The organism is Phycisphaera sp. (assembly GCA_025916675.1).
Classification (GTDB): domain Bacteria; phylum Planctomycetota; class Phycisphaerae; order Phycisphaerales; family UBA1924; genus JAHCJI01.
The window spans coordinates 1,021,023-1,042,446 of the sequence record CP098402.1 but is presented as its reverse complement, the minus strand read 5'-3'; the positions used below and the strand labels follow the sequence as shown (position 1 = coordinate 1,042,446).

The following is a 21,424-nucleotide window of genomic DNA, read 5'->3' as shown; positions in this document are numbered from 1 at the left end:
CCAAGGGGCATGGGTGAGGGGTGAGGGGGACCACCACCTACATCCCTGCCAGCGCCCGGCCCCTGCCATCGAAGGCCAGCGGCCCCCCAGGCCGTGGCGGCCATTCCAGAACGTGTGGCAGCGATTCCTCATCGAAGGGGGGCGGTTCCGCATGTGCTCGGAACGATCCCCCATGTGTCGGGAACCGTTTTCCATGTGTGTGGAGCGATCCCCCATGTGTTGGGAACGATCCAAATTGTGTTGGGAATCGTTCCCAACACAATTCGGATCGTTTTTCATCGATCTCCCAACGTCCGGATTCTGAGAAAACCGGCCTTCGACGCTGGGAATCCTGGTGTTTGGGTTATCCATGGGCCGAGAACGCGGGCTGGTCCACTCCGTGGCAGGGTTCTGTCCAAACGCCAGCGCGGGCCCACTCCGTGGGGGCGATCCCTCCGTCCGAGCCGCGCTGCGTAAGCACGCGGCCACCGATCGCAGGCCAACACGCGAGAAGAGATCGAACGCGAAGGGCTCGAAGGGGGAATGAAAACGGGCCCGCGTTGGCGGGCCCGTGGGGGTGCTTGCAGGATTCTCGGGCTCGCTCGTTAGGGCACGCCGGCGGTGTAGGCGTCTAGGAAGATCGCCATGTCGTTGATGTCCACATCACCGTTCGCGTCGGCGTCGGCGCGGTCGTCCTGCGTCGCGTAGTAGTTGTTGAACAGCAGGGCATCGCCGGACTCGACCATGCTGTTGCCGTTCATGTCGGGACTGAAGCAGAAGGGCGTGTGCGGTTCTCGAAAAGCCAGATGTCGCGCTTGTCCATGTCGACCGGCGAGGTCGGATCGGGCTCGTTGGTGAGCTCATGCACCAGCGTATGGACCGACCAGAGCTTGCACAGGAACGGATCGTGTTGCATGTCGGAGAAGTCGGCCCACGCGTCGTTCGGATCACCACTTGGTGTTGTCACACCGTCCTCATAACTCCGATTGATCGGTCCCGCTTTCAGGAGCACGCTGGTATCGACGGCGGAGTAGTCGCTTGTCAGCTTGACGCGGCGGATCTCGGGCCACGTATCACCATTCGAGAACGTGTACTCGATGTACGCCACGCCCTGCCGGGTGACGCCGATGGACGGATAATAGCAATCGCCATCGTCCGTACCATCGGACTCGATGCGGCCACCCGTGATGATCGTCGGATTCCACACGGGCGGGTTCTGGATCACGCGGAAGTTGTCGAGGTTCGCATCGATAACGTACCACTGCACGACGACCCGGTCCTCGGCCCCGCTCATTCCGGCAGGCCGCGCGTAGTGCGTGACGAAGAGCCGGACATCACCCTCGGCGTCCTTGGCGAGCACCGCCGAAGAGATAAAGCCCCCGGGTGCCCTTGGATTGAAGCTGCTGTCGGGCGTCGAAACTTGATATGTTCCGCCGTAGTGGAACTCCAATGGGGCGCCGACGCCGACGTCGAGAAGGGGGTAATTCTTGGCCGCGTTATTCTCGATGTGCTGGGTATAACGCCAACGGTGTTCGAGCGGGTCTGGGTCGCTGTCATCGAACCAGAGCCCCGCGACCCGGATCCGGTCTTGTTTCAGGCTCGAAACGTCCGAGATGGACACGAATAATTGCGCGTTCTCGACCTCCTCGTACAGGAATGGCTCCTGGACGGCGTACTGGCGGATGTACGGGTCGGGCTCGTACTCGATGATCGCGGGAGCGGGCGGCAGGTCGCGGGGCGCAGCACGAGCAGGTCGTCGCCCTTGCATCAGGCCCCGGAATCGCGCACAATAGCAGTATGATACACGCCACTTTGTCTGCCCTAGCCGGCTTCGCCCTCGCCACCGTCCAGACGCCCACGACTCACGCCCAGTGCGAGCCTCAACGATTCTTCCCGGATTTCGAGCCCAGGCTGCTTGAGTTCGGGCAGGATGTGGCCATCAGCGATGAGCACCTGTTGGTGAACGATCGGTTCGCCGACAAGATCTACGCCTATGAACGTGACGGCGGGGGCAACTGGGTGTTTACACACACGGTCCCCGGGGCGAGCGGTGGAGACATTGAGCTTGACGGTAACAAGTTCATCACGGGCAGCCTGGGTGTGGAACGCTATGGCGGGGCTGTGATCTACGACTTCGATGGGGCACGCTGGATCGAGTCGGGCCGCTTGGGGTCACCAGATATCGCTTCACGATCGCCGTGGGGGGAGACCGTTGCCATCTTTGGCCAAAAGGCCGCGGTAGCGAACTGGGGTACGACTGTTCTTGCCTTTACTCAGATCACGGGCCAGTGGCAGCAAGTAGGCGAACTGAGGCCGAGTGAAGGCGTAACAGGGAGAGTCTATTTCGGTAACGCGATTGTCGTCAACGATGAGTTCATCCTTGTTGGCGCACCGGGTGAAGATACACGCGGCATACCGAACGAACATGGTGCCGTGTATGTGTACCGCTGGGATAACGCCGGCTCACCCGAACTCGTGCAAAAGCTCGAGCCCGGCCCCGTCGATTACGGCCCAAACTTCGGTTTCTCGTTGGCGATCGAGGGCGACACGCTCGTGGTGGGCGCCATCGCCCGCCGCTGGGTGGCCGATCGCTCGATCGGCGCGGCGTACGTCTACCACTACGATGGCGATCAATGGGTGCTGCACCAGGAGTTGCTGGCACCCCAGCCCCAGGACGGCGCGCGCTTCGGCTGGGACGTCTCGCTCCAGGGCGATCTGCTGGCCATCGGCGCGAGGGGCGAGGTAGGGACCACCGGCGTCGGCGCGGCCCACCTGTTCCAACGCGAAGCCGACGGGCAGTGGCGGCACGCCGCACGGATCGTCTCGACCGTCGGCGGTATTGACTATGCCGAATCGGTCGACCTCGGCGGTGGCCAGCTCGCCATCGGCTGCAGCGAGTTCTTGCACATCGGCGAAGACCAGGGCATGGCCGAGGTGTACGACCTCGCCTGCCTGCTGTGCGCGCCAGACCTTGACGCCGACGGCGCCCTCACCATCTTCGACTTCCTCACCTTCCTCAACCTCTTCCAGGCCGGCGACCCCATCGCCGACTTCGACGGTGACGGCGAGCTGACCATCTTCGACTTCCTGGCGTTCCAAACGGCGTTCGATGCGGGGTGTTCGTAAGAAGGCAGTAGGCACTAGGCATTGGGCATTGGGCAATGGGGCGGAACGGATCAAGACCGCCCACCTTAGACCCACTGCCTATTGCCCAATGCCCAATGCCCTATAACAGAAAAGGTCGCGTGCTCACGCAGCACGGCTCGGGCGGGGCGGCTGTTCGGGTCGGGCCCTTCCCTCTCGTCCGATCACGGTGCATGGCCGCGCGATGATCGGACCGGCGGCGGCGGGCTTCCCGATCGAGCGGGGCCGGGCTTCTCGGCCCGTGCGGGCGGCCCGATGCACGATGTGCGGCCTGAGAGGCCCGAAATCGACACGCGAACGCCGCATCGCGCGGGCTCTGCGGCACCGCGTGCTGGCCCGCGCCCATCGCTGGAACGCTCGAGTGCGTATCCAACGGATCCGCACCAATGTCCGGGTGGCCCGCGAGCGTGGTGCGTGGCCCCGCACGCGATCCCAGAGTGGCCGCACACGTCTTCTGAGGGCCCGCGGACATGTCCGGAGGGGCCGCAAACATCTTGGGATTCCCTGCAAACATTTCGGGACGGGCCGCAAAGGTGTCCGGTGGAGGTCCGAGAGTGTGCGTGTGGGAGCAAGGTTGTTCGGGACCGAGAACGCGGGGGGACGGGCGGTCGCGGTCGTTCGTGGGGGTGCTCTCGGGCGTTCTTGGTTCTTCACCGCTCGGCGGAGCCGAAGACGGCTGCGCCAGCGCTCGCCCAACGGGTTGCTTTTGAGCGCTCGCTTCGCTCGCTTGCGGCCTCACGGCCGGGCCGCTCAGCGGCCGCGCCTCTCGCATGCGCTTTCGCTCGAAGACTCGCTCGGCGGATGCTTCGGCGTGAAGAGCCCTTGGCGCACGAGCGCGCCCTAGACGTTTGCGCCGGGGCATCCGCCCGTTCTCGGGCGCATGCCCCCGGCGCAAGGGCGCAAGCCCGAGGCCCCGCCGGCGAGGCGTCTACTAGAGTTCCCGGTATTTGTCGATCGTCTCCCGCACGCCGTGCGGGTCGCGGATGTTCTTCATCGTGATCTCGATGCCCGATTGGCCCGAGCTGGAGATCTCGATGACGCCCACGTTGAAGACGCGGTCGATGAAGCTCTGCTTGACGGCGATGTTGCGGATGTTGTCGTGCAGCACCTCGCTGGTCGCGCGGCTGAACAGGCCGTGGTTCTCGGTGGTGCGCTTGGTCGTGACGTCGAGGCACGCACTCATGGTCTTGAGGAACCACGCGCCCATCACGATGGCGCCGGCCATGAACATGATCAGGCACACGACGAGCCAGAAGCCGTCGGCCGGCCAGAGCGGTTCCTTCTTGATCGCCGCGACCAGGGCCAGCACGCCCGCCCCGGCCATGAGCGACGCGAGGCCGATGTAGGAGAACGGCCGGGCCCGGAACATGGTCGGGCGGAGCTTCAGCACGCGGACCTCGGGCCCGAACTCGCTAGGCAGGCCGGCGGCGGCGGCACGATCGGGCTTCTTGGGCTTGGTGGGCTCGGGGGTTGCCGGCTCTAGCTCGATCTGTTCGGGGTGGATGGGATCACCGCCCTGGGGCCCGGGTTTGTCGGTCTTCGGCGTGTCGGCGTGCTCGTCCATCGGGGCCCCTTTCGCTGAGAACGGGGCAGTTTAGGGACGCCCCCCGCCGTGTGCGCGCTCATCCGGTCGAGTATCCGCCGCCCGGCGTGCGACCCCGGGGTAATCGGAGAACAGTCCCGCGACGCCGTGCTCGTGATAGAACCGGGCCATCGCCTCGGGCTCGTCCTTGAATGTATATGGGTAGAGGGCCAGGCCCATTTCGTGGGCCCGCTGTAGCAGCGGCAGTGGCTGGCCGGTGTTCTCGTCTTCGAGCAGGTTGCGGTTGATGCCCAGGCCATGGCAGAACGCGGCGGCTCGCTCCAGGTCGGCGTCGTCGGGGTGCTCGCCGACGTTCCACACGAGGCGGAGCGTCGCGCCGGCATCGCGGAGGCCTTGCAATGCGTCGAGATCAAAGCACTGGATGATGGCCGGGTCGTCGGACGCACGATACCCGTGCTCCGACAACGCGAGCCAGACCACCCGCTCGACATTCCAGCCGTGCTGCTGGTGGAATGCCGGCTTCTTGGGCTCGGGGATGACGCCCACTCGAGCCCGCCCGTGCTCACCGCCGATGGCGTTCAGCCGATCGGCCAGCGTGAGGAACTCCTCGAACGTCGGCACCGCCCCACCCACGTCTTTGTACGTCACGCGCAGCGTGCGCACCTCATCGTTCGTAAAGTCGATCCAATACCACTTTCCATCATCGCGGGCCCGATCGGGAAACCGCTCGGCCACGTCCGTCACCCGCTCCATGTTCACATCGTGCGCGCAGATCGCCACGCCGTCCCTGGTGAGCACGACGTCGGGCTCGAGATAGTCGGCACCCATCGACCACGCCAGCGTGTACGCCGCCAGCGTGTGCTCGGGCAGGTGCCCCGAAGCGCCGCGGTGGGCGAGGACGAGGGGCGCATCGTCGGCCCGCGACGCGAGCAGAACGAGAACGATGGCAGTGGCGATGCGAAGAATAACTGGCACAGCGCGGCCTCCTCGGGCAGTGTTGCCGCGAGGATAGCCGACCTGCCGGCCCGCCCGGGGAGCGCCGGGTGATCTTCACCAAACTCTCACGCGCACTCGCCTAGGGGCAACCAGCGTCGAACTCATTCTGGAACGCAAGGAAATCGAACAGCGTGAGCACGCCATCGCCATCGAAGTCGGCACCGAGGTCGCCGGCGTCGAACAGGTTCTGGAATGCCAGGAAGTCGAACAGCGTCAGCGCACCATCGCCGTCGATGTCCGCCCGGCACGGCACGGCGACACCGATGCCGTTGACCTGGATCGCCCATGCCAACTCGGGTGAAAAACCCAGATCGACCACGTCGGTCGGGTCGGACACGCCGCAGTCTTCGGCGCTGATGTAACTGGTACCATCGTTGCCAAGCTCGTTTGCCCCAAGGAAGAATCGAGACAGCACGCCCGGGAAACGCTCCACCTGATCGCGGCTGGCCACCTCGACCACGAGCGTCTCGCCGGCCAGCATCTCCGCATTGGCGGGCACACTCAGGAGAGTCAGCGACATATCAGGGATCGGCACCATCGTGAAGTCGAGCAGTTCGAGGTCGGGGCCGACCGGATCACCACCATCCGTGTCCCTGTAGAGACGCACGGCGATGGTCTGCTCGCCCGTGGGCGACTCGGCCTCGTCGACACCGATGGAGATATCGGTGACGACGAAGTCGTCGGGGAGATCGAAACTGACCCAGGCGCTGGTGTCAAAGGTGCTGGGCGGCGGGTCATCGCTGACGCACGCGAGGCCCACGCCGGTCTCGATCGTGCCCGGCTCGGCCGCGTGCGAGAGCGAGGTGCGCGAGGGTGAGGCCAGGTCGATGCCGCTGCCGATGCTGCGGTAGCGCAGCGTGTAGTTCAGCGTGTCGATGCCGTCGGGGATCGGCATATCCAACGGCATCCCCACCCCGGCCAGCGTCAACTCGCCGGGTGCCATCGCGAACATGGCCTCGGGGATATCGCCCGAAACCATCGGCATCTCGCCCTGTCGAACCATCGCGTAGGACTCGAGCACCATGCCCAGTTCGGCGATCTCGAGGCTGAGCTCGTAGTGCGAGAAGCCCGTGGTGCCGGCCGTGTCGGTGGTGCCCAGCATGACGTCGCCCACGTCGAACATGCCGGCTTGGCTCGAGGGATCGAGCACGCCCGGCGGGCGCAGGAGCCGCCACTGGGTGACGCGATCCATCTCGTACCGCACGTAGTCCTCGATGTCCGGATGGCTCACGTCGGCATGGTGCAGGCTGTCGGTGTACATCACGATCGTCTCACCCGTGGGGGTGGAATCCATGAACGTGCGATCGCTGATCTCGTAGCTGGGTTCGAGGCTCGACTCCAGACCTGGAAACTCGTCGGGGTAGACGATCTCGGCCGGGCTCTGGGTGTACTTGGTCTGCTCCCATTCGCTCTTCAGCCGGCCGTTCCTGAAGTACTGCTTGTACTTTGTGGTGGTGCAGACCTTCGTATCTGGTTCACCGGTGAGCGAGTCGTAAATCCAGTTGGCGATCAGGCCGGCCACGACGCCCAGGCCGACGGTCACCACCACCGTCGTGGTAATCGGCTCGTCGGCGTGGGCGCGCTCGTAGTCGAACACGATGGGTGCCGAGAATACAGTGCCGGCGGCGAACGCGACGGCGACAACGCGGCCGCGTGAGGGCAACTCACGCCGCACGGGTGCGAGCAGGGTCTCCATGTTTCCTCTCCCGCCGCCCGGGCCGGGGTCGCTCCATCGCGGCTACTGCCCGACGGCCTCAGGGCGCCGACGGCCCTCCAAGGGTCGTGCGGCGCGCGTGCGATGGTTCATATGGCATTGCAACACACCCGGATGGGATATGCAAGATCGAATCTTCAAAGTCTCAAAAATCGAGTCGAATCCACGCCATCATTGAGTGAATACGCCCACGAAAGTCGAGAACTTGATATTAGAACTGCCGCAAGAAACGCAGGTCATTCTCGAACAGCATCCGGATATCCGGGATCCCATACTTCCCCATCGCCAGGCGCTCGATGCCGAAGCCCCAGGCGAAGCCGGTCCAGCGTTCGGGGTCGATGCCGCAGGCGCTCAGCACGTTGGGGTCGACCATGCCGCAGCCGCCAAGCTCGATCCACTTGGGCTCGTCGCCGGGGCGCAGGGCGATCATCATGTCGAACTCGGCGCTGGGCTCGGTGAAGGGGAAGAAGCTGGGGCGCAGGCGGATCTCGGCGCCCTTGCCGAAGTAGGCCTCGGCGAACTGCAAGAGCGTGGTCTTGAGGTCGACCAGCGACACGCCCTCGTCGATGTACAGCCCCTCGAGCTGGTGGAACATGAACGTGTGCGTCGCGTCGACGGTGTCGGGCCGGTACACGCGGCCGGGGCTGATGACCTTCAACGGAGGCCCCCAGCCTTCCTTGACCGCCTTCTCCATCGTGCGGATCTGCACAGTGGACGTCTGGCTGCGCAGCATGCGCGGGCGATCCGTCTTCGCCGGGTCGTCGACGTAGAAATTATCGATCGGGTCGCGGGCGGGGTGGTCGCTTGGGATGTTCAGCTTGGTGAAGTTGTGGTCCTCGTCCTCGAGCTCGGGCCCGCTGACGACGGCGAAGCCCAGCCGCGCGCACACCTCGACCAGCTCGGCCCGGACTTGCATGAGGATGTGCCGCCGGCCCAGGGCCCGAGCCTCGTGCAGCCCCGGCTCGGTGAGGTCGACGGTCGGCACCGCCCCACCGGCGCTGCCCAGGCTTGCCTGCTTGGCCTCGAACGCGCCTTCGAGGGCGGTCTTCACCGCGTTGGCCTTCTGGCCCGCCGCAGGCTTGTCCTCCTTGGGCACGTCCTTCATGCCGGCCATCGCGGCCTTCAGGCGGCCCTTGGAGCCCAGGTACGCCACGCGCCAGGCTTCGAGGGCGGCGGCGTCGGCAGCCCCCTCAAGCTCGGCCAGGCCATCGCGCTGGAGGGTCGAGAGGGTATCGAGGAAGGGAGAGTCGCTGGTCATGGCGGCAGGGTAGGACGGGGAGTGTGGAACGCTCCGATCGATGAGGCCGTATGGCAAGAGGGCGAGCGTGTTGGGAGATCGGCCGCCCGCAATGAGTGGGAGGCGCGAACATTCGAAGCCGATACGTTTTGGGAACACTCATCCTGGCGATTGCGGCGTTTACCACCCACGCCCAGCCCGACCAGAGGATCTTGTTCACGAGATCAAGTGGTTTTGAGAATCTGCCCATCAGCAGCGCGATCGCCGGCCTCGGCCTGAGTCCCGAGACCACCTCGATCATCGCCGACGCCCAGGACCTGCTCGACCTGCTCCGCGCCGCAGGAGTGGGAACTGGTCATCATCCGCTGGCGCTTCGCGTTCGGGCGCGGGTTCGAGGCCGACCTGGCCGCCGAGCTCGAGGCCCACGTGCAGCGCGGCGGCAAGATCATGTTCTCCATGGCCAAGATCGAGCAGAACCCGTTGCTCTGGGACCTGCTGGGGATTGCGGGGACGGAGAATCTCGAATTGCCGCTGCAAACGATCCGCGTGCCATTTGGCGGCTTTTCCGATCCGGAACTGCGGCATCCCGCCTTTTCGAGTGCGTTGGGCATGCCAGTCACTCCGGATATCTTCGGCCCCGACTACGGCGACCGCTTCGAGATCCTGCCAGGCGGATTCCCGATCGCCGTGTTCGAGGACGACCGCACGCCAGCGGTGTTCGTCGCGCGTGACGGCCGCGTGATCGTCAACGGCCAGGAATGGGACAATTGGGAGGGCGGACGAACCATCGCCGAGGACCAGATCCGCTGGCTGCTCTCGTGTCCGGTCGATCTCGATGGCGACGGCGAGGCGACGGTGTTTGACTTCCTCGAGTTCCAGAACCTGTTCGACGCCGAGGACCCACGCGCCGACTTCTTCTACGACGGGCGGCTGGACATTTTCGACTTCCTGGAGTTCATCAACGAGTTCGAGAACGCGTGCTGAGTCCGAGAAGCCCCCGCCCGGGCCATTCGGCCCGATCGGCGAGCCAGGGGGGCCGCAACGGCTCCGCGCGTGATCCGTGAGGTCCCGTCGCGGTCGCGCGATGCTCCATCGCATGTCCGCAACTCACTGTGGGGCATGGGCGATGCTCCATCACCGGCCCGCAACACTCCATCACCCATGCGTGATGCTCCATCGCGCTTGCGTGATGGAGCATCGCCGGGGTGTTCTCCGGACCTTGCGGCCCGGAACGACCCCGATCCCGAACCATCTGGCCCGATGCGGGCTGGTACGGGCCACCCCTGGCCGATCGCATGGCACCCGTGGCCATCGTCCGTGGCGGCCGCACCGTGCACGAGCCGCGACGGGGCCTGGCACGCGGATTGCCATACCGCTCCCACAACACCCCCACCCCCCACCCCCCACTCCCCACTCCCCACTCCCAAGCCGCCCCCGAGCGCTTCCCCAGGAGGATCCAGATGAACAGCAATCCGCGAACGGCCGCGCTGGCCGTGTGCCTCGCCGCCGCCACCGCCCACACCCAATCGCTGGTCACCGTCGACACGACCCAGGACGTGTCCGACAGCTTTGGCACCATCGCCGACCTGCCCGGCCCCGACGGCATGGTCTCGCTGCGCGAGGCCGTCAACGCCCTGAACGCCACGCCCGGAGTGCACACCATCGAGTTTGCCATCGATCGTGACCCGGCCGACCCGCTGGGCGACCTGCTGCGGCTCGAGGAATCGGCGTTCGTCGCCGTGACCCGGGCGGGCACGACCATCGACTTCCTCTCGCAGGCCCGGTACGAGGGCGCCCCCGACCCCACACGGCCCGCGCTGGGCATGATCCACCTCCATCCCGCGTTCGTCGGCGAGCCGGGCGTGGTGATCGGCGCTGCGGAGTGCACCGTCATCGGCCTGGGCTTTATGAGCAACACCGACGTATCGATCGAGGTGTGGAGCGGCGACGACAACCGCTTCTATGCCAACCGCACCAACGGCATCGCCGTCCGGCCCGGCTTCGGCACCGTGGTGACCGGCACGCAGATCGGCGGTACGGACGCGAACCAGGGCAACGACCTGGGCCTGGTCGAACTCGCCTGCGGCGCCAACGACTCGGTCGTCGTCGCCAACCGCATCACCCAGGTCTCCATCCACGGCTCGCCCTTCTGCGCCGATGGCACCCGATACCCCACGGGCAATCGCATCGGCGGCCCGACGCCCCAGGAGGGCAACCTCGTCAACGGCTTCGGCCGCACCAGCGGCGAGGGCCGGCCCACGGGCGCGGGCGTCGAGGTCTCCTTCGCCCAGGGCACGCTCATCCAGGGCAATACCATCGGCACCGACGAGGCCGGGACGCGGCGGGCCAACTCGGGCGTCCAGGGCGTGTTCGTGTGGGATTCCAACGACACGACCATCGCCGGCAACCTGATCTCGGGCATCCGGGCCCCGGGCGTCGCCGGCTCGGCGGGCTTGATCTTCGGCAAGGCCATCTGGGTGACCTCGATCAACGACACCGTCGACGGCGTGGTCATCGAGAACAACCGCATCGGGACCGACGCGACCGGCACCAACCCCGTGCCGACCTACGCCGGCATCGAGATCAGCCCCACCACCATCACGCGCTCGATCACCAACGTCCGCATCGGCGGCCCCACCGGCGACGCGGGCAACGTGATCGCCTTCACCGACCTGGATGGCATCACCATCGCGGGCGCGGTCGTTGACGGCGTGGACATCTCGGGCAATAGCATCTTCGCCAATGGGCTGCTGGGCATCGACCTTCGCGCCTTCCCGTCGGGTTCGGGCGGCGTGACCGAGAACGATGATGGCGACGCCGACGAGGGGCCCAACGGCCTGCAGAACTTCCCGGTGATCGACTCGGCCGCAGTAAGCGGTGGTTCGGTCCGGATCATCGGTGCGCTGAATTCTCTGCCCTCGCGTGACTATCGCATCGACCTCTACGCCTCACCCGAGGGCGACGGCTCGGGCCACGGCGAGGGCCAGCGTTGGCTTGGCAACCTTGAAGCCAGCACCGACACGACCGGCCAGGCCGGCTTCGACACCAGCTTCCCCGCTGTGGGGATCGATGAGTCCTGGATTGTCGCGGCGACCGCCACCGACATTGGCCGCCACGCCACAAGCGAGTTTTCTGCCTTCGTCGAGGTCTCGGGCGGCACAGCCTGCCCGGTCGACCTCGACGGCGACGGCGAGCTCACGCTGTTCGACTTCCTGGCGTTCCAGAACCTCTTCGACGCGAGCGACCCACGCGCCGACTTCGACGGCGATGGCGACTTCACCCTGTTCGATTTCCTGGCGTTCCAGAACGCGTTTGACGCCGGATGCGGCTAACGGAGCAGGACTCAGTCGATCTCGCTGACGATGTACGCGATCCACGATGCGTCGGCGTCGCCCTCGGTGGCGGGCTTAAACTCGCCGTCACCGCCGCCCTCGCCGTCGTCGCCCTCCCAGTAGGCGGTCGCCTTGGAGAAGCCTGCCTCGAGCAGCAGGTCGCGGAGCTCGGACATGCTCCACAGCCGCCAGTGGTAGGTGAACGCGTCGCGCATCTCCGAGCCGTCCTTGAACTCGAAGTGGATGGCCGTATCGAGCGACGCGTCGATGGGGTTGTACCGCACCTGCTCCCAGACGTAGGTGAAGCCCTCGCACTGGCGGCGTTCTTCCTGCTCCATCAGGCTCTCGTACCCGCCGTAGCAGTCCATGAAGAACAGCCCCCCGGGGGCCAGGCTCTTGCGGACGGCCTTGAAGTACTCGAGCAGGTCGGCCCGGACCATGAGCGCGTTGTAGCTGAAGTTCATCGCGAGGACGACGTCCATGTCCCGGCCCTTCTTGCCCGGGTCGCGCACGTCGCGGTTCTTGAGGGTCAGGCGTTCGAGTTGCTCGGCGCTGAGTTGGCTGAGCACGTGGTCGCGGCCCCACTGGAGGGTGGCCTCGTCCAGGTCGAGCCCGACGGCGGCGTTGGTTGGCCGGCGGCGGACCCACTCGGCGCTGGTCTGGGCGGTGCCGCAGAAATCCTCGCGCAGCCTGACGGCCTTCTTGCCCCGAAGGGTCTCGTAGGTCTCATCGATGAAGTCGATCTCGCCCTCGACGTTCTGGACGGCGGCGGTGTAGAGCTGGTGGCGATCGGCCGTCGAGGCCGTCAGCTTGGGGGCGGCGCTGGCCCGGCGTTTGGCGGTGCGCTTGGAGACGCCGCGTGGGGGCTTGGTACTGCTCTTCGTGGGTGTCTTATCGGCCATCGGCCAGTGTAGCGTCGGCTCAAGTCTGGGCCACCGGGTTTCGATGAAACGACGGGAGCCTAGAGTAGTTCCATACGCCGCGGAAGGTCCGATTCGGGCCGGTGAGGGGCCTCCCGATGGGGTTCCGTTCGTCCGGGCATCCAGGAGAGGAATCGGCATGAAGCTGACGATGGTGGGCACGGGGTATGTTGGGCTGGTAACCGGGGTGTGCTTTGCCAACACCGGCAACGACGTGGTCTGCCTCGACGTGGTCAAGGACAAGGTCGACCAGATTAACCGCGGCGAGTGCCCCATCTACGAGCCGGGCTTGACCGAACTCATGCAGCGCAACCTCAAGGCCGGCCGTCTGGTAGCCACGCTGGATAAAGACCTGGCCTACGAAGACGCCGAGATGATCTTCATCTGCGTGGGCACGCCCAGCGGGGCCGACGGCAAGGCCGACTTGAAGTACGTCATGCAGGCCGCCGACGACATCGCGGCCGTCATCAAGCGCCTGGGGCCGGGCCAGACCCCCAAGACCATCGTCGTCAAGAGCACCGTGCCCGTAGGCACCACCCTGGCCGTGCGGGATCGCATCCGCCAGACCGTGGGCGACTTGCCCTTCACCGTGGGCGACAACCCCGAGTTCTTGAAAGAGGGCGACGCGATCATCGACTTCAACAAGCCCGACCGCGTGGTCTGCGGCGTCGAGCATCCGGACGATCCCGAAGACCTGACCGCCAAGCGCTTCCACGAGGTCTACGAGCCCTTCACCCGCAACGGGCACCCGATCTTCATCATGGACATCCCCTCGGCCGAGATGGTCAAGTACGCCAGCAACAACTTCCTGGCCACCAAAATCAGCTTCATCAATGAGATGTCGATGCTCTGCGAGAAGTTCGGGGCCAACATCAACCGCGTGCGCGAGGGCATGTGCAGCGACAGCCGTATCGGCCACAAGTTCCTCTACCCGGGCCTGGGCTACGGCGGCAGTTGCTTCCCCAAGGACACGCTGGCGGTCATCGGCATGGGCGACCAGGCCGGCTTCGAAACCCAGCTCTCCAAGGCCGTGCACGACGTGAACCAGCGCCAGCGCACGCTGTTCTTCGACAAGATCCTGGCTCATTATGGTGGCAGCCTGGCGGGCAAGACGCTGGCCTTCTGGGGCATCGCCTTCAAGCCCAACACCGACGACGTCCGAGAGGCACCGGCCCTGACGCTCATGCAGATGGCCCACGAGCATGGCTCGACCATCCGGGCGTACGACTCGGTGGCCGACAAGACCGGCAAGCAGTCGCTCGACGAGATGGGCGTGCCCGCCGAGATCGTCGGTGAGATGTACGATTGCCTCGAGGGGTGCGACGGCGTCGTGGTCTCGACCGACTGGGACGAGTTCAAGACGCCCGACTTTGATCGCATGGGCCAGAGGCTGGCCGAGAAGACCATCTTCGACGGCCGTAACCTGTACAAGCGCGACCAGATGGCCGAACTCGGGTTCAGCCACCACAGCGTGGGCCGCCCCAGCGTAACCCAGGCCGGCGAGCCCCAGCGGGCCTGATCGACCGCCTAAGCCCCACCCCATCGCCCAGATCGGGCCCTACAGTCTTGGCTCCCCATCGGTGATCTGTGGTGGGGCTGTCCTTTGGAGGTCTGAATGCCCCTGACGCTCGCGTTGAATCCGGTTCTTTCCAACCTGCTCATGCTGGCGTTCATCGCCGTGGCCGTCATCATGATCCTGATCATCCTGATCCAGCGCCCCTCGGGCGGCGGGCTGAGCGGAGCGTTCGGGGCCTCGAGCGGCGGGTCGGGCCAGACGGCCTTCGGTGCCAAGACCGGGGACGCCCTGACGCTGATGACCATCGGCACCTTCGTGCTGTTCATCCTGACGGCCATCATGCTGGTGTACACCAGCCGCCCACCGGCGGCCGTCCCCGGGCAGCCGGTCGCCACGCCCACGGGGGAGCAGGTACCCGCCGAGACACCCGAGGGCGACCCGGCCGCGACCACGCCCGCCGAGGGCGAGACCGCCGACCCCGAAACCACCGAACCCGAGACCACCGGCGAAACCACACCACCCCCGGCTGAGACACCCACAGGTGATCCGGGCGAAACGCCCGCCGATCAACCCGGCGACACGCCCGCCGATGACCCGGAGCCGGGCCCGTGATCCCGGGTGTCTCGCGAGAGCGCCCATGATCCGCAGCATGACCGGATTCGGCGACGCCCGCGTGGAGCGTGGCGGGGTGACGTACAGCCTCGAGGTGCGTGCGGTGAACCACCGGTACCTCAAGGCCCAGGTGCGACTGCCCGATGAGTTCGCGCCGCTCGAAGGCGGGCTCGAAGAAACCCTCCGCGGGCTTCTCCAGCGCGGCAGCGTCACCGTGCGTTGCTCGGCCGAGGGTTCGCCGGCCAGCCAGGCCGGGGCGATCAACGAGAACGTGCTCGAGGCGTATTTGAAGACGATCGAAGCGGCTTCGCAGAAACTGGGATCGGGCACGACCGTGGACATGGCCGGCCTGCTCGCACTGCCAGGCGTACTCCGGGCCGAGCCGCTCGATGCCCGGCTTGCCGCCGCGCGTGAGGCGTTCAAGGAACTGCTCCCAAGGGCCTGCGAGAAGTTGGTCGAAATGCGCGCCAGAGAGGGCAAGGCCTTGCACGCCGAACTCGCCGAACTCTGCGGCGTGGTTTCGGCGAGCCTCGAGGTCGTGCAGTCCAAGGCCCCCGAGGTCAGCAAACTCTACGAAACCCGGCTGAAGGCTCGCATCGAACAACTCCTACCCGAAGCCGAGCCGGTGGACATCGTGCGCGAGGTGGCGGCATACGCCGAACGGTGCGACGTCAACGAAGAAATCTCCAGATTGAGCGGGCACGTCGAGCAGTTCCTGCTGGCGATCGAAGAAGATGGACCGGTTGGCCGCAAGCTCGACTTCATCGCCCAGGAGATGCTCCGCGAGGCCAACACCATCGCCAGCAAGAGCCCCGACGCTGATCTCTCTCGGGCGGCCATCGACGCGAAGGCCGCCATCGACCGGATCAAAGAGCAGGTCCAGAACGTCGAGTAACGCCGTGGACCGAGGCGCACCAAGCAAGACTCCACCGGGGCCGGTCGACCCCGAGACGCTCGCCTCGGCCGAAGCCCAGGCGGGGTTCGCGGTCGGCGAGGTCCATCATGTTCGGATCCACTACCCGATCGGCCAGGTGCTCAAGGCCGCACCGCTCAACGCCGGATCGACCCAGGCACCTAAGATCATCCTGCTTGGTTCGTTGTGCGGGCCGGTCGTGCTCAAGCGGCTGGCGCCCGGACGTGACGGGCCCGAGTTCGTGCACGTCATCCATTCGATCCACCGCCGATTGGCCGCACACGGATTCCCGGTTGCCCCCCTCCTGCCCGCACGCGGCGGCGCGAGCGCGCTCCGGCTCGAAGGCCGCGTGTACGAGGTGTGCGGGTTCAAACGCGGCGGCAAGTGCGACCGCTCATCAGGCCAGACGCGGCTGGCTGGTGAGGCACTGGGTCGATACCACGCGTTGCTGGCCAACGCCCACGACCACCTGGGAGCAATGGGCCGGTCCATCGGCGAGCCGCTGACGGGTGTGTACCACGACGACCAGCGAATCCGTCGAGCCCTGGCACGCCTCCCACAGGCGCTCGACGCCTCGAGCGGGAGCGACCTGGCCGCCCGGCTCGGGGCCCTCTACGAGCAATCGGCGGCACGCGCCGCCGCCGCCCTCGAGGGCGGCGAGGTCCAGATCGTTCACGGCGACTGGCACCCGGGCAATCTGATCTTTGACGGCGGCAAGCTGGCCGCCGTGCTCGATCACGAGTCGGCCGGGATGGCCCCGGCGATGCTCGACATCGCCAATGGGGCGCTGCAATTCTCGCTCCAGGGTTCGGGCACCGATTTCCGCCAGTGGCCAACTCCACCCGATGGCGATCGTCTCGGGGCGTTCCTTGGCGGCGTCCATGGAGGTCGGGCGATGATCGGGGTGCCGGGCGTAGCCCAGCAGGCCCTCGAAGCCCTGCCCTGGCTGATGGCCGAGGCTCTCATTGCCGAGGCCGCGGTGCCCATCGCGGCGACCGGGGCGTTCGACGGGCGGGATCCGTCGCCCTTCCTGCGGATGGTGGCACGCAAGGCCCAGTGGCTCGCCGACCACCCCGCCAAGGTTCTCCAGCACGCCCGGCCGTAGCCGGCCTTACAATGGTCACCATGATCAGCCGGCGTCAAAGACAGCTTGCCGCAGCGTGCGCCATCTCCCTGGCGACGACCTGGGGCTTCGCGCAGCAAGATTCCGGTCCTGCTACGCCCGCCACAGATCTGGAAGCCGCACGCGCCGCGGTGGCCGATCTCGCCAGCGAGAGCTGGCTGGACCGCAAGGCTGCCAGCGACGTGCTGGAGCAACTGGCCCGGGCCCTGCGTCCCGAGACGGCGCTCCACACGCTCGAAACGGCGCTGGCCGAGTGGCTCGCCGACCGCGGCGCGAGTGCGGAAGGCGAGGGCGACCGCGCCGAGGTGCTCGCGCGATTCGAGCTCGAGGCGAAGCAGGCATTCTTCAACGCCCCCCGCGCCGGCCTCGGCATCACCTACGACCGCACACCCGCCGATCGCGGCGTGCGCCTGGGTGACACCGTCGCAAACTTCGACGCCCATGGCAAGCTGCGCGCGGGTGACATTGTGCTGGCCCTCTCGGGCGCACCGATCAAGTCGGGGTCGATGGACCTCCCGGTATCGATCGCCTCGCACCTGCCAGGAGAAGAGACCGTCATCTCACTCTTGCGTAACGGCGAGCCAATGGAAGTCACCGTGACCCTCGGCCGACGAAAAGACCTCAGGTCGGTAGCCGCCCTCGATGAACGCGTGCTCCGGCGCGCCTGGGCTCTGCGGATGGACCGCCTTCGCGGCCAGAAGAGCTTCGGACGGCTTGATACCGACCTCGCACGATCGGTTGTGACGGCACCGCCCTCGGCTTCGACGGCCCGCCTGCGTGCTGCTGAGGCCGATGTTGCCCTGGGCGGCCAACCCGGGCAGTACGCCGCTCGCCGGGCCGGCGTCGTAGCGCAGACCATCCCCGGGAACGACCCGCTCGCAGGCATCCGGGCCGAACTGAGCCGGCTCAACGGCGACCTCGAAGGCGTCGTTCGGCGTGCGATCGAGATCGAACAATCGGTGCGAAAGCTGGAACTCGAAGTCCACGCGACCGCGGATACAGCCGATGGTCGCGCAACCGCAGAGAGACTGCGCGGCCGCATCACCGAACTCCGCAACGAACTCGGCCCGCTGCAAAGAGAGCAAACCCGGTTGATGCAAGAGCGTGTGCGGCTGATCGAGGCGCTGAGCCAGTAAGTTCTATCGCTTCCGCCACACCCCGCACGCCCACGCGTCGCTGTCGCGCCCGGGGACACCCTCGATCGCGGCGAACGGCGTGAGCGGGTGCCACGACATGCCGCCGTAGGTCATGGATGACACGTGTTCCAGACCCGCCCGGTCCATCAGGTCCCCCAGGTCGATACCGAAGGGGTGAGGATGGCTCGCCAACCAACGGGCATCATCGTCGTGCCTTGCTCCGGCGAGAGATTCGACCCAAGGCATAGCCGCGGGGTCGATCAGCCAGTCGTGGTCCTGGCTCAGTTGCTGGTCGATGAGGCCGGCCAGGCCCTCCGTGTAGGTATTGAGGCCGTGCTCGCATGGCGCGATCTCTGCCATGGCGACAAGCACGCCCCCAGCGCGGAGCCCGGCAACGGCGTTCGTGAGCTCAGCTGCAGGATCTCGTGAGCGGCTGAACGCCTGCCAACACAACACCATGTCATACGACGGATCGGTCGTCGGCGTGAACCGCACCGGCAGCTCGGCAATCGGGGCATCGCCCAGCACGCGGGACCGATACCGGCGGCGCAACAGGCCGGGGCTCTTCGGCACGGCGCTCAACACGGCACGCAAGGGAGCCAGGTGGAACTCCCCGGGCACGACATCCGCGGCTCCATCAACCCGCTCAGTGTGTTCGACGTTCGCCCACGGTACGCGGAGCCGTCGCAGCACCGGCTCGCTGAGCGTGAGCTTGCGTTCGAGCCCGACCAACTCGCTCCGAGCAATCCGGCCGGGCTCGCCCAGCATCTCGGCGTGGCGGTCAAGGAAGGGCCGGCCGAAGCGGATCAGCGACTCGACGATCCGGCGGTTGTCGGCCGTCTTCTGGGCCTCGTGGACACGCATGCACGCGACGGGATGGTCGATCGATCTGAAGCTGGCCCCGGCTTCGAGCAGCTTGAGCCAGAGTTCGTGGTCCATCGTGAAGTGGTTCGCCTCATTCAAACCGCCAACACGCTCGAACAACGCGCTGCTGAAGAACGCTTCCGGCTGGACGATCAGCTCGCCGGCGAACCACTTCGTGCGCAGACGTAACAGATTTGCGATGTCGATTGGTTCGGGCGGTCGCGGCTCGAAGATCGTGCGATCGCCCTCCACGAACCGGCATCGCCCGACCAGCACGTCCGGCGCATCAGCACTGGCCAGTTCCTCCAGCATCGGCCCCAGAGCGCCCGGCTCGAACCAATCGTCGGCGTTGATCCAGGTTGCGTAGCGGCCGCGGGCATGGTCGAGCAAGCCCCGATTGATCGCCGCGCTCTGCCCGCCGTCGGGGGCGCTCTGCCAGTGGGCCAGGTGGGTGGCTCGTTCGAGCAGCCCGACCGTTTCGTCGGTGCTGCCACCGTCCATCACAATGTGCTCGACGCCGTGGGCTTGCGCGGCGGGCAACGCCATCTCGGCCGCGACCGATTCCAGGCATTGGCCGATGTACCGTCCCTGATCGAGCGACGGCGTAACGATGGACAGCAGCGGCTGGGGCACGGGAGGCGAGTCTATGGGTTGGCCGGCCCGTCGTCGCTGAATCGCACGCCCTGGCGCGAGCGAGCGACCGTGAGCGCGAGCACATCAGGCCGGGCGTAGTGGCCGCTGGGGTCGAAGTTCTGCCGCTCAGCCCGCACGACGGCAGGATCGAGGTCGGCGTAGACCAATTCTTCCCGTCCGACGACCGGGGACGTAAGCCACGAGCCATCGGGGCCGGCCACGCACGAACCGCCGTCGTAGTAGGCCCCATTCTCCACGCCTGCGTCCGCCCACGAATTACGGTGCGGGACCGTGCCGGGCACGTCCTGAGGCCGGATGATGGAGCTAGCCGAGGCGACGTAGCAGCGGCCCTCGAGGGCGACGAACCGTGTGATGTCCCTGGTCAGCCGCTCGCAGCCCGGCCAGATCGCGACGTGCAGGTCGACCCCCTGGGCGTAGAGGGCCGCGCGAGCCAGGGGCATCCAGTTCTCCCAGCAGTTGAGCACGCTCACCGTGAACGGCCCGACGCGGTGGATGCGCAGGCCATGCCCATCGCCGACGCCCCACGCCAGCCGCTCCTCGTAGGTGGGCATGAGCTTTCGGTGCACGCTGGCGATCTCTCCCTTGTCATCAATGACCACGGCACTGCAGTAGATCGTGTTCCCGCCGCGATCCCTGGGCCGCTCGGCCACACCGACGATGGCATGGACGCCCGCGGTCCGCGCCGCGTCGCGGATCGGGCCCAGGTGGCCATCCTCGATGCGCACCGCCTGTTCGAGATAGGCCGCGTGGACTTCTTTGACGGCGGGCTCGTTGAACCGGGCGGCATTCTGCCGGCACAGCCATAGGGGGTAAGCGGGGATGAACGTTTCACCGAAGGCGACCAGCCTGGCACCGTTCTTGGCCGCCTCGTGGATGGCTGCGACAGCGCGTTCGATCGTCCGATCTCGGTCGAGCAAAACGGGCGCGATCTGGGCAATAGCGATTCGCATGGGCGGGTCTCACATGTGCATAGGGGCGCGGCCTTCGTCCCAGGCTTCCCGCGCAGCAAGGGCGGCCGCGCGTGTGTCGGCCAGCATTCGAACGTCGGCGACCACGGGCGCTTCCGGGGCCGAGATCGTCAGCGCGGCGACGAAGGATGGCACGTCAAGGCGGCCCCCGGGCGAATCCACGGGCACCCGTCCCGCCACGCCCGCGTCGGACAGTCGCACGCTCGTGAGCCGTGACCCGAGCGTCGTCACGGCCTTCGCCGGGCTGGCCCCGGCCATGATCGCCAATGCGGGGTCGAGGCCGATCTCGCCGGCCTCTGGAGCCGGCCACGCATGGTTGGCCAGCGACACGCCATCGCGCTCGGCCGCTGCAGAGATGGCCTCCATGACGTGCGGGTCGGGCTCATCGGGCAGGGTCAGGCTGAGTACAGGGCTCGTTCGCACGAGGCCGGCCAGCTCACGCACAAGGCCTATGGCCCCCACCACCGCGTCACCCGCGCGCTCGACGTTAGCGCCAGAGGCGAGGTGCTCGGGGGGCAGCCAGAGGTCCAGGCCGGTCAGTTCCAATTCGCTGCGTTTCAGGAGGGCGGCCAGGTCCCGACGGGCCGATCGGTCGAGCGACCGCGGGCGGACCTCGGGGTGGGTCGCGTCGAGTTGGGCGGCCCGGTAGCCAAGCGAGGCCACGAGCGCCACCGCCTCGCGCACGGGCGCGTCTCGCCAGGGGCACAGGGCGAGGCCCAGGGGCGTGCTTGAGGCTTGCTGGAACACCCCGAGTTGTAGCAGGCCCGTCCTTC

The 21,424-nt window shown here is 66.7% G+C and carries 19 protein-coding genes; 8 read left to right on the top strand and 11 right to left on the bottom strand.

Going from position 1 to position 21,424, the window contains the following annotated elements:
- Positions 1–584 precede the first annotated feature (584 nt).
- The gene (locus tag NCW75_04460) at positions 585–740 is read right to left on the bottom strand and encodes a hypothetical protein (protein ID UYV13539.1); all 156 of its coding nucleotides are present in this window, start codon (positions 738–740) and stop codon (positions 585–587) included.
- Positions 737–1,747 carry a hypothetical protein gene (locus NCW75_04455; protein ID UYV13538.1) on the bottom strand — a complete coding sequence of 337 codons (1,011 nt, stop codon included), beginning with the start codon at positions 1,745–1,747 and terminating at the stop codon, positions 737–739. Before NCW75_04455 ends, NCW75_04460 begins: the two co-directional genes overlap by 4 nt.
- A 29-nt stretch (positions 1,748–1,776) precedes the next feature.
- Here NCW75_04455 and NCW75_04450 point away from each other — a divergent pair, with 29 nt between their 5' ends.
- Positions 1,777–3,105, top strand: a complete 1,329-nt coding sequence (locus NCW75_04450; protein UYV13537.1) for an FG-GAP repeat protein — start codon at positions 1,777–1,779, stop codon at positions 3,103–3,105.
- 949 nt (positions 3,106–4,054) lie between these two features.
- Here the strand turns inward: NCW75_04450 and NCW75_04445 are convergent.
- From NCW75_04445 to NCW75_04425, 5 genes are all read right to left on the bottom strand, one after another.
- Positions 4,055–4,687 carry a PH domain-containing protein gene (locus NCW75_04445; protein ID UYV13536.1) on the bottom strand — a complete coding sequence of 211 codons (633 nt, stop codon included), beginning with the start codon at positions 4,685–4,687 and terminating at the stop codon, positions 4,055–4,057.
- Between the two features lie 30 nt (positions 4,688–4,717).
- Positions 4,718–5,641 (bottom strand): hypothetical protein, encoded by a 924-nt coding sequence (locus NCW75_04440; GenBank protein UYV13535.1) that lies wholly within the window; start codon positions 5,639–5,641, stop codon positions 4,718–4,720.
- A 100-nt stretch (positions 5,642–5,741) separates the two neighbouring features.
- Positions 5,742–7,358 carry a hypothetical protein gene (locus tag NCW75_04435; protein ID UYV13534.1) on the bottom strand — a complete coding sequence of 539 codons (1,617 nt, stop codon included), beginning with the start codon at positions 7,356–7,358 and terminating at the stop codon, positions 5,742–5,744.
- Between the two features lie 229 nt (positions 7,359–7,587).
- Entirely contained in the window at positions 7,588–8,634 is a 1,047-nt protein-coding gene (pheS, locus tag NCW75_04430) for a phenylalanine--tRNA ligase subunit alpha (GenBank protein UYV13533.1), read from the bottom strand.
- Positions 8,635–8,837: 203 nt separating this feature from the next.
- Positions 8,838–9,071: a hypothetical protein gene (locus NCW75_04425; GenBank protein UYV13532.1), complete on the bottom strand. Its 234-nt coding sequence runs from the start codon at positions 9,069–9,071 to the stop codon at positions 8,838–8,840.
- Between NCW75_04425 and NCW75_04420 the strand changes: the two genes are divergently transcribed.
- A complete protein-coding gene (locus NCW75_04420) occupies positions 9,070–9,597 on the top strand; it encodes a hypothetical protein (GenBank protein UYV13531.1) in 528 nt (175 codons plus the stop codon). The two genes, NCW75_04425 and NCW75_04420, sit on opposite strands and share 2 nt — an antisense overlap.
- Positions 9,598–10,073: 476 nt before the next feature.
- Positions 10,074–11,945, top strand: a complete 1,872-nt coding sequence (locus tag NCW75_04415; GenBank protein UYV13530.1) for a hypothetical protein — start codon at positions 10,074–10,076, stop codon at positions 11,943–11,945.
- An 11-nt stretch (positions 11,946–11,956) separates the two neighbouring features.
- Here NCW75_04415 and NCW75_04410 read toward each other — a convergent pair whose 3' ends face one another.
- Positions 11,957–12,847: a class I SAM-dependent methyltransferase gene (locus NCW75_04410; GenBank protein ID UYV13529.1), complete on the bottom strand. Its 891-nt coding sequence runs from the start codon at positions 12,845–12,847 to the stop codon at positions 11,957–11,959.
- Positions 12,848–13,004: 157 nt separating this feature from the next.
- Between NCW75_04410 and NCW75_04405 the strand changes: the two genes are divergently transcribed.
- From NCW75_04405 to NCW75_04385, 5 genes are all read left to right on the top strand, one after another.
- A complete protein-coding gene (locus NCW75_04405) occupies positions 13,005–14,384 on the top strand; it encodes a UDP-glucose/GDP-mannose dehydrogenase family protein (protein UYV13528.1) in 1,380 nt (459 codons plus the stop codon).
- Positions 14,385–14,480: 96 nt separating this feature from the next.
- Positions 14,481–14,993, top strand: coding sequence for a preprotein translocase subunit SecG (gene secG, locus NCW75_04400; protein UYV13527.1), 513 nt, complete (start codon positions 14,481–14,483; stop codon positions 14,991–14,993).
- Positions 14,994–15,018: 25 nt separating this feature from the next.
- The gene (locus NCW75_04395) at positions 15,019–15,888 is read left to right on the top strand and encodes a YicC family protein (GenBank protein UYV13526.1); all 870 of its coding nucleotides are present in this window, start codon (positions 15,019–15,021) and stop codon (positions 15,886–15,888) included.
- A gap of 4 nt (positions 15,889–15,892) precedes the next feature.
- Complete coding sequence (locus NCW75_04390; GenBank protein UYV13525.1) at positions 15,893–17,011, top strand: phosphotransferase; 1,119 nt, start codon at positions 15,893–15,895, stop codon at positions 17,009–17,011.
- Between the two features lie 20 nt (positions 17,012–17,031).
- Positions 17,032–18,165, top strand: coding sequence for a PDZ domain-containing protein (locus NCW75_04385; protein ID UYV13524.1), 1,134 nt, complete (start codon positions 17,032–17,034; stop codon positions 18,163–18,165).
- 3 nt (positions 18,166–18,168) lie between these two features.
- On the opposite strand, the gene NCW75_04380 is transcribed toward NCW75_04385, so the two are convergent.
- From NCW75_04380 to NCW75_04370, 3 genes are read right to left on the bottom strand one after another with little or no spacing between them, the layout of a single operon-like run.
- Positions 18,169–19,662 (bottom strand): glycosyltransferase, encoded by a 1,494-nt coding sequence (locus NCW75_04380; GenBank protein UYV13523.1) that lies wholly within the window; start codon positions 19,660–19,662, stop codon positions 18,169–18,171.
- A gap of 11 nt (positions 19,663–19,673) precedes the next feature.
- On the bottom strand, positions 19,674–20,633 hold the full coding sequence (locus NCW75_04375; protein UYV13522.1) for a carbon-nitrogen hydrolase family protein: 960 nt from the start codon (positions 20,631–20,633) through the stop codon (positions 19,674–19,676).
- A 9-nt stretch (positions 20,634–20,642) separates the two neighbouring features.
- A complete protein-coding gene (locus NCW75_04370) occupies positions 20,643–21,398 on the bottom strand; it encodes a hypothetical protein (GenBank protein ID UYV13521.1) in 756 nt (251 codons plus the stop codon).
- Positions 21,399–21,424 lie beyond the last annotated feature (26 nt).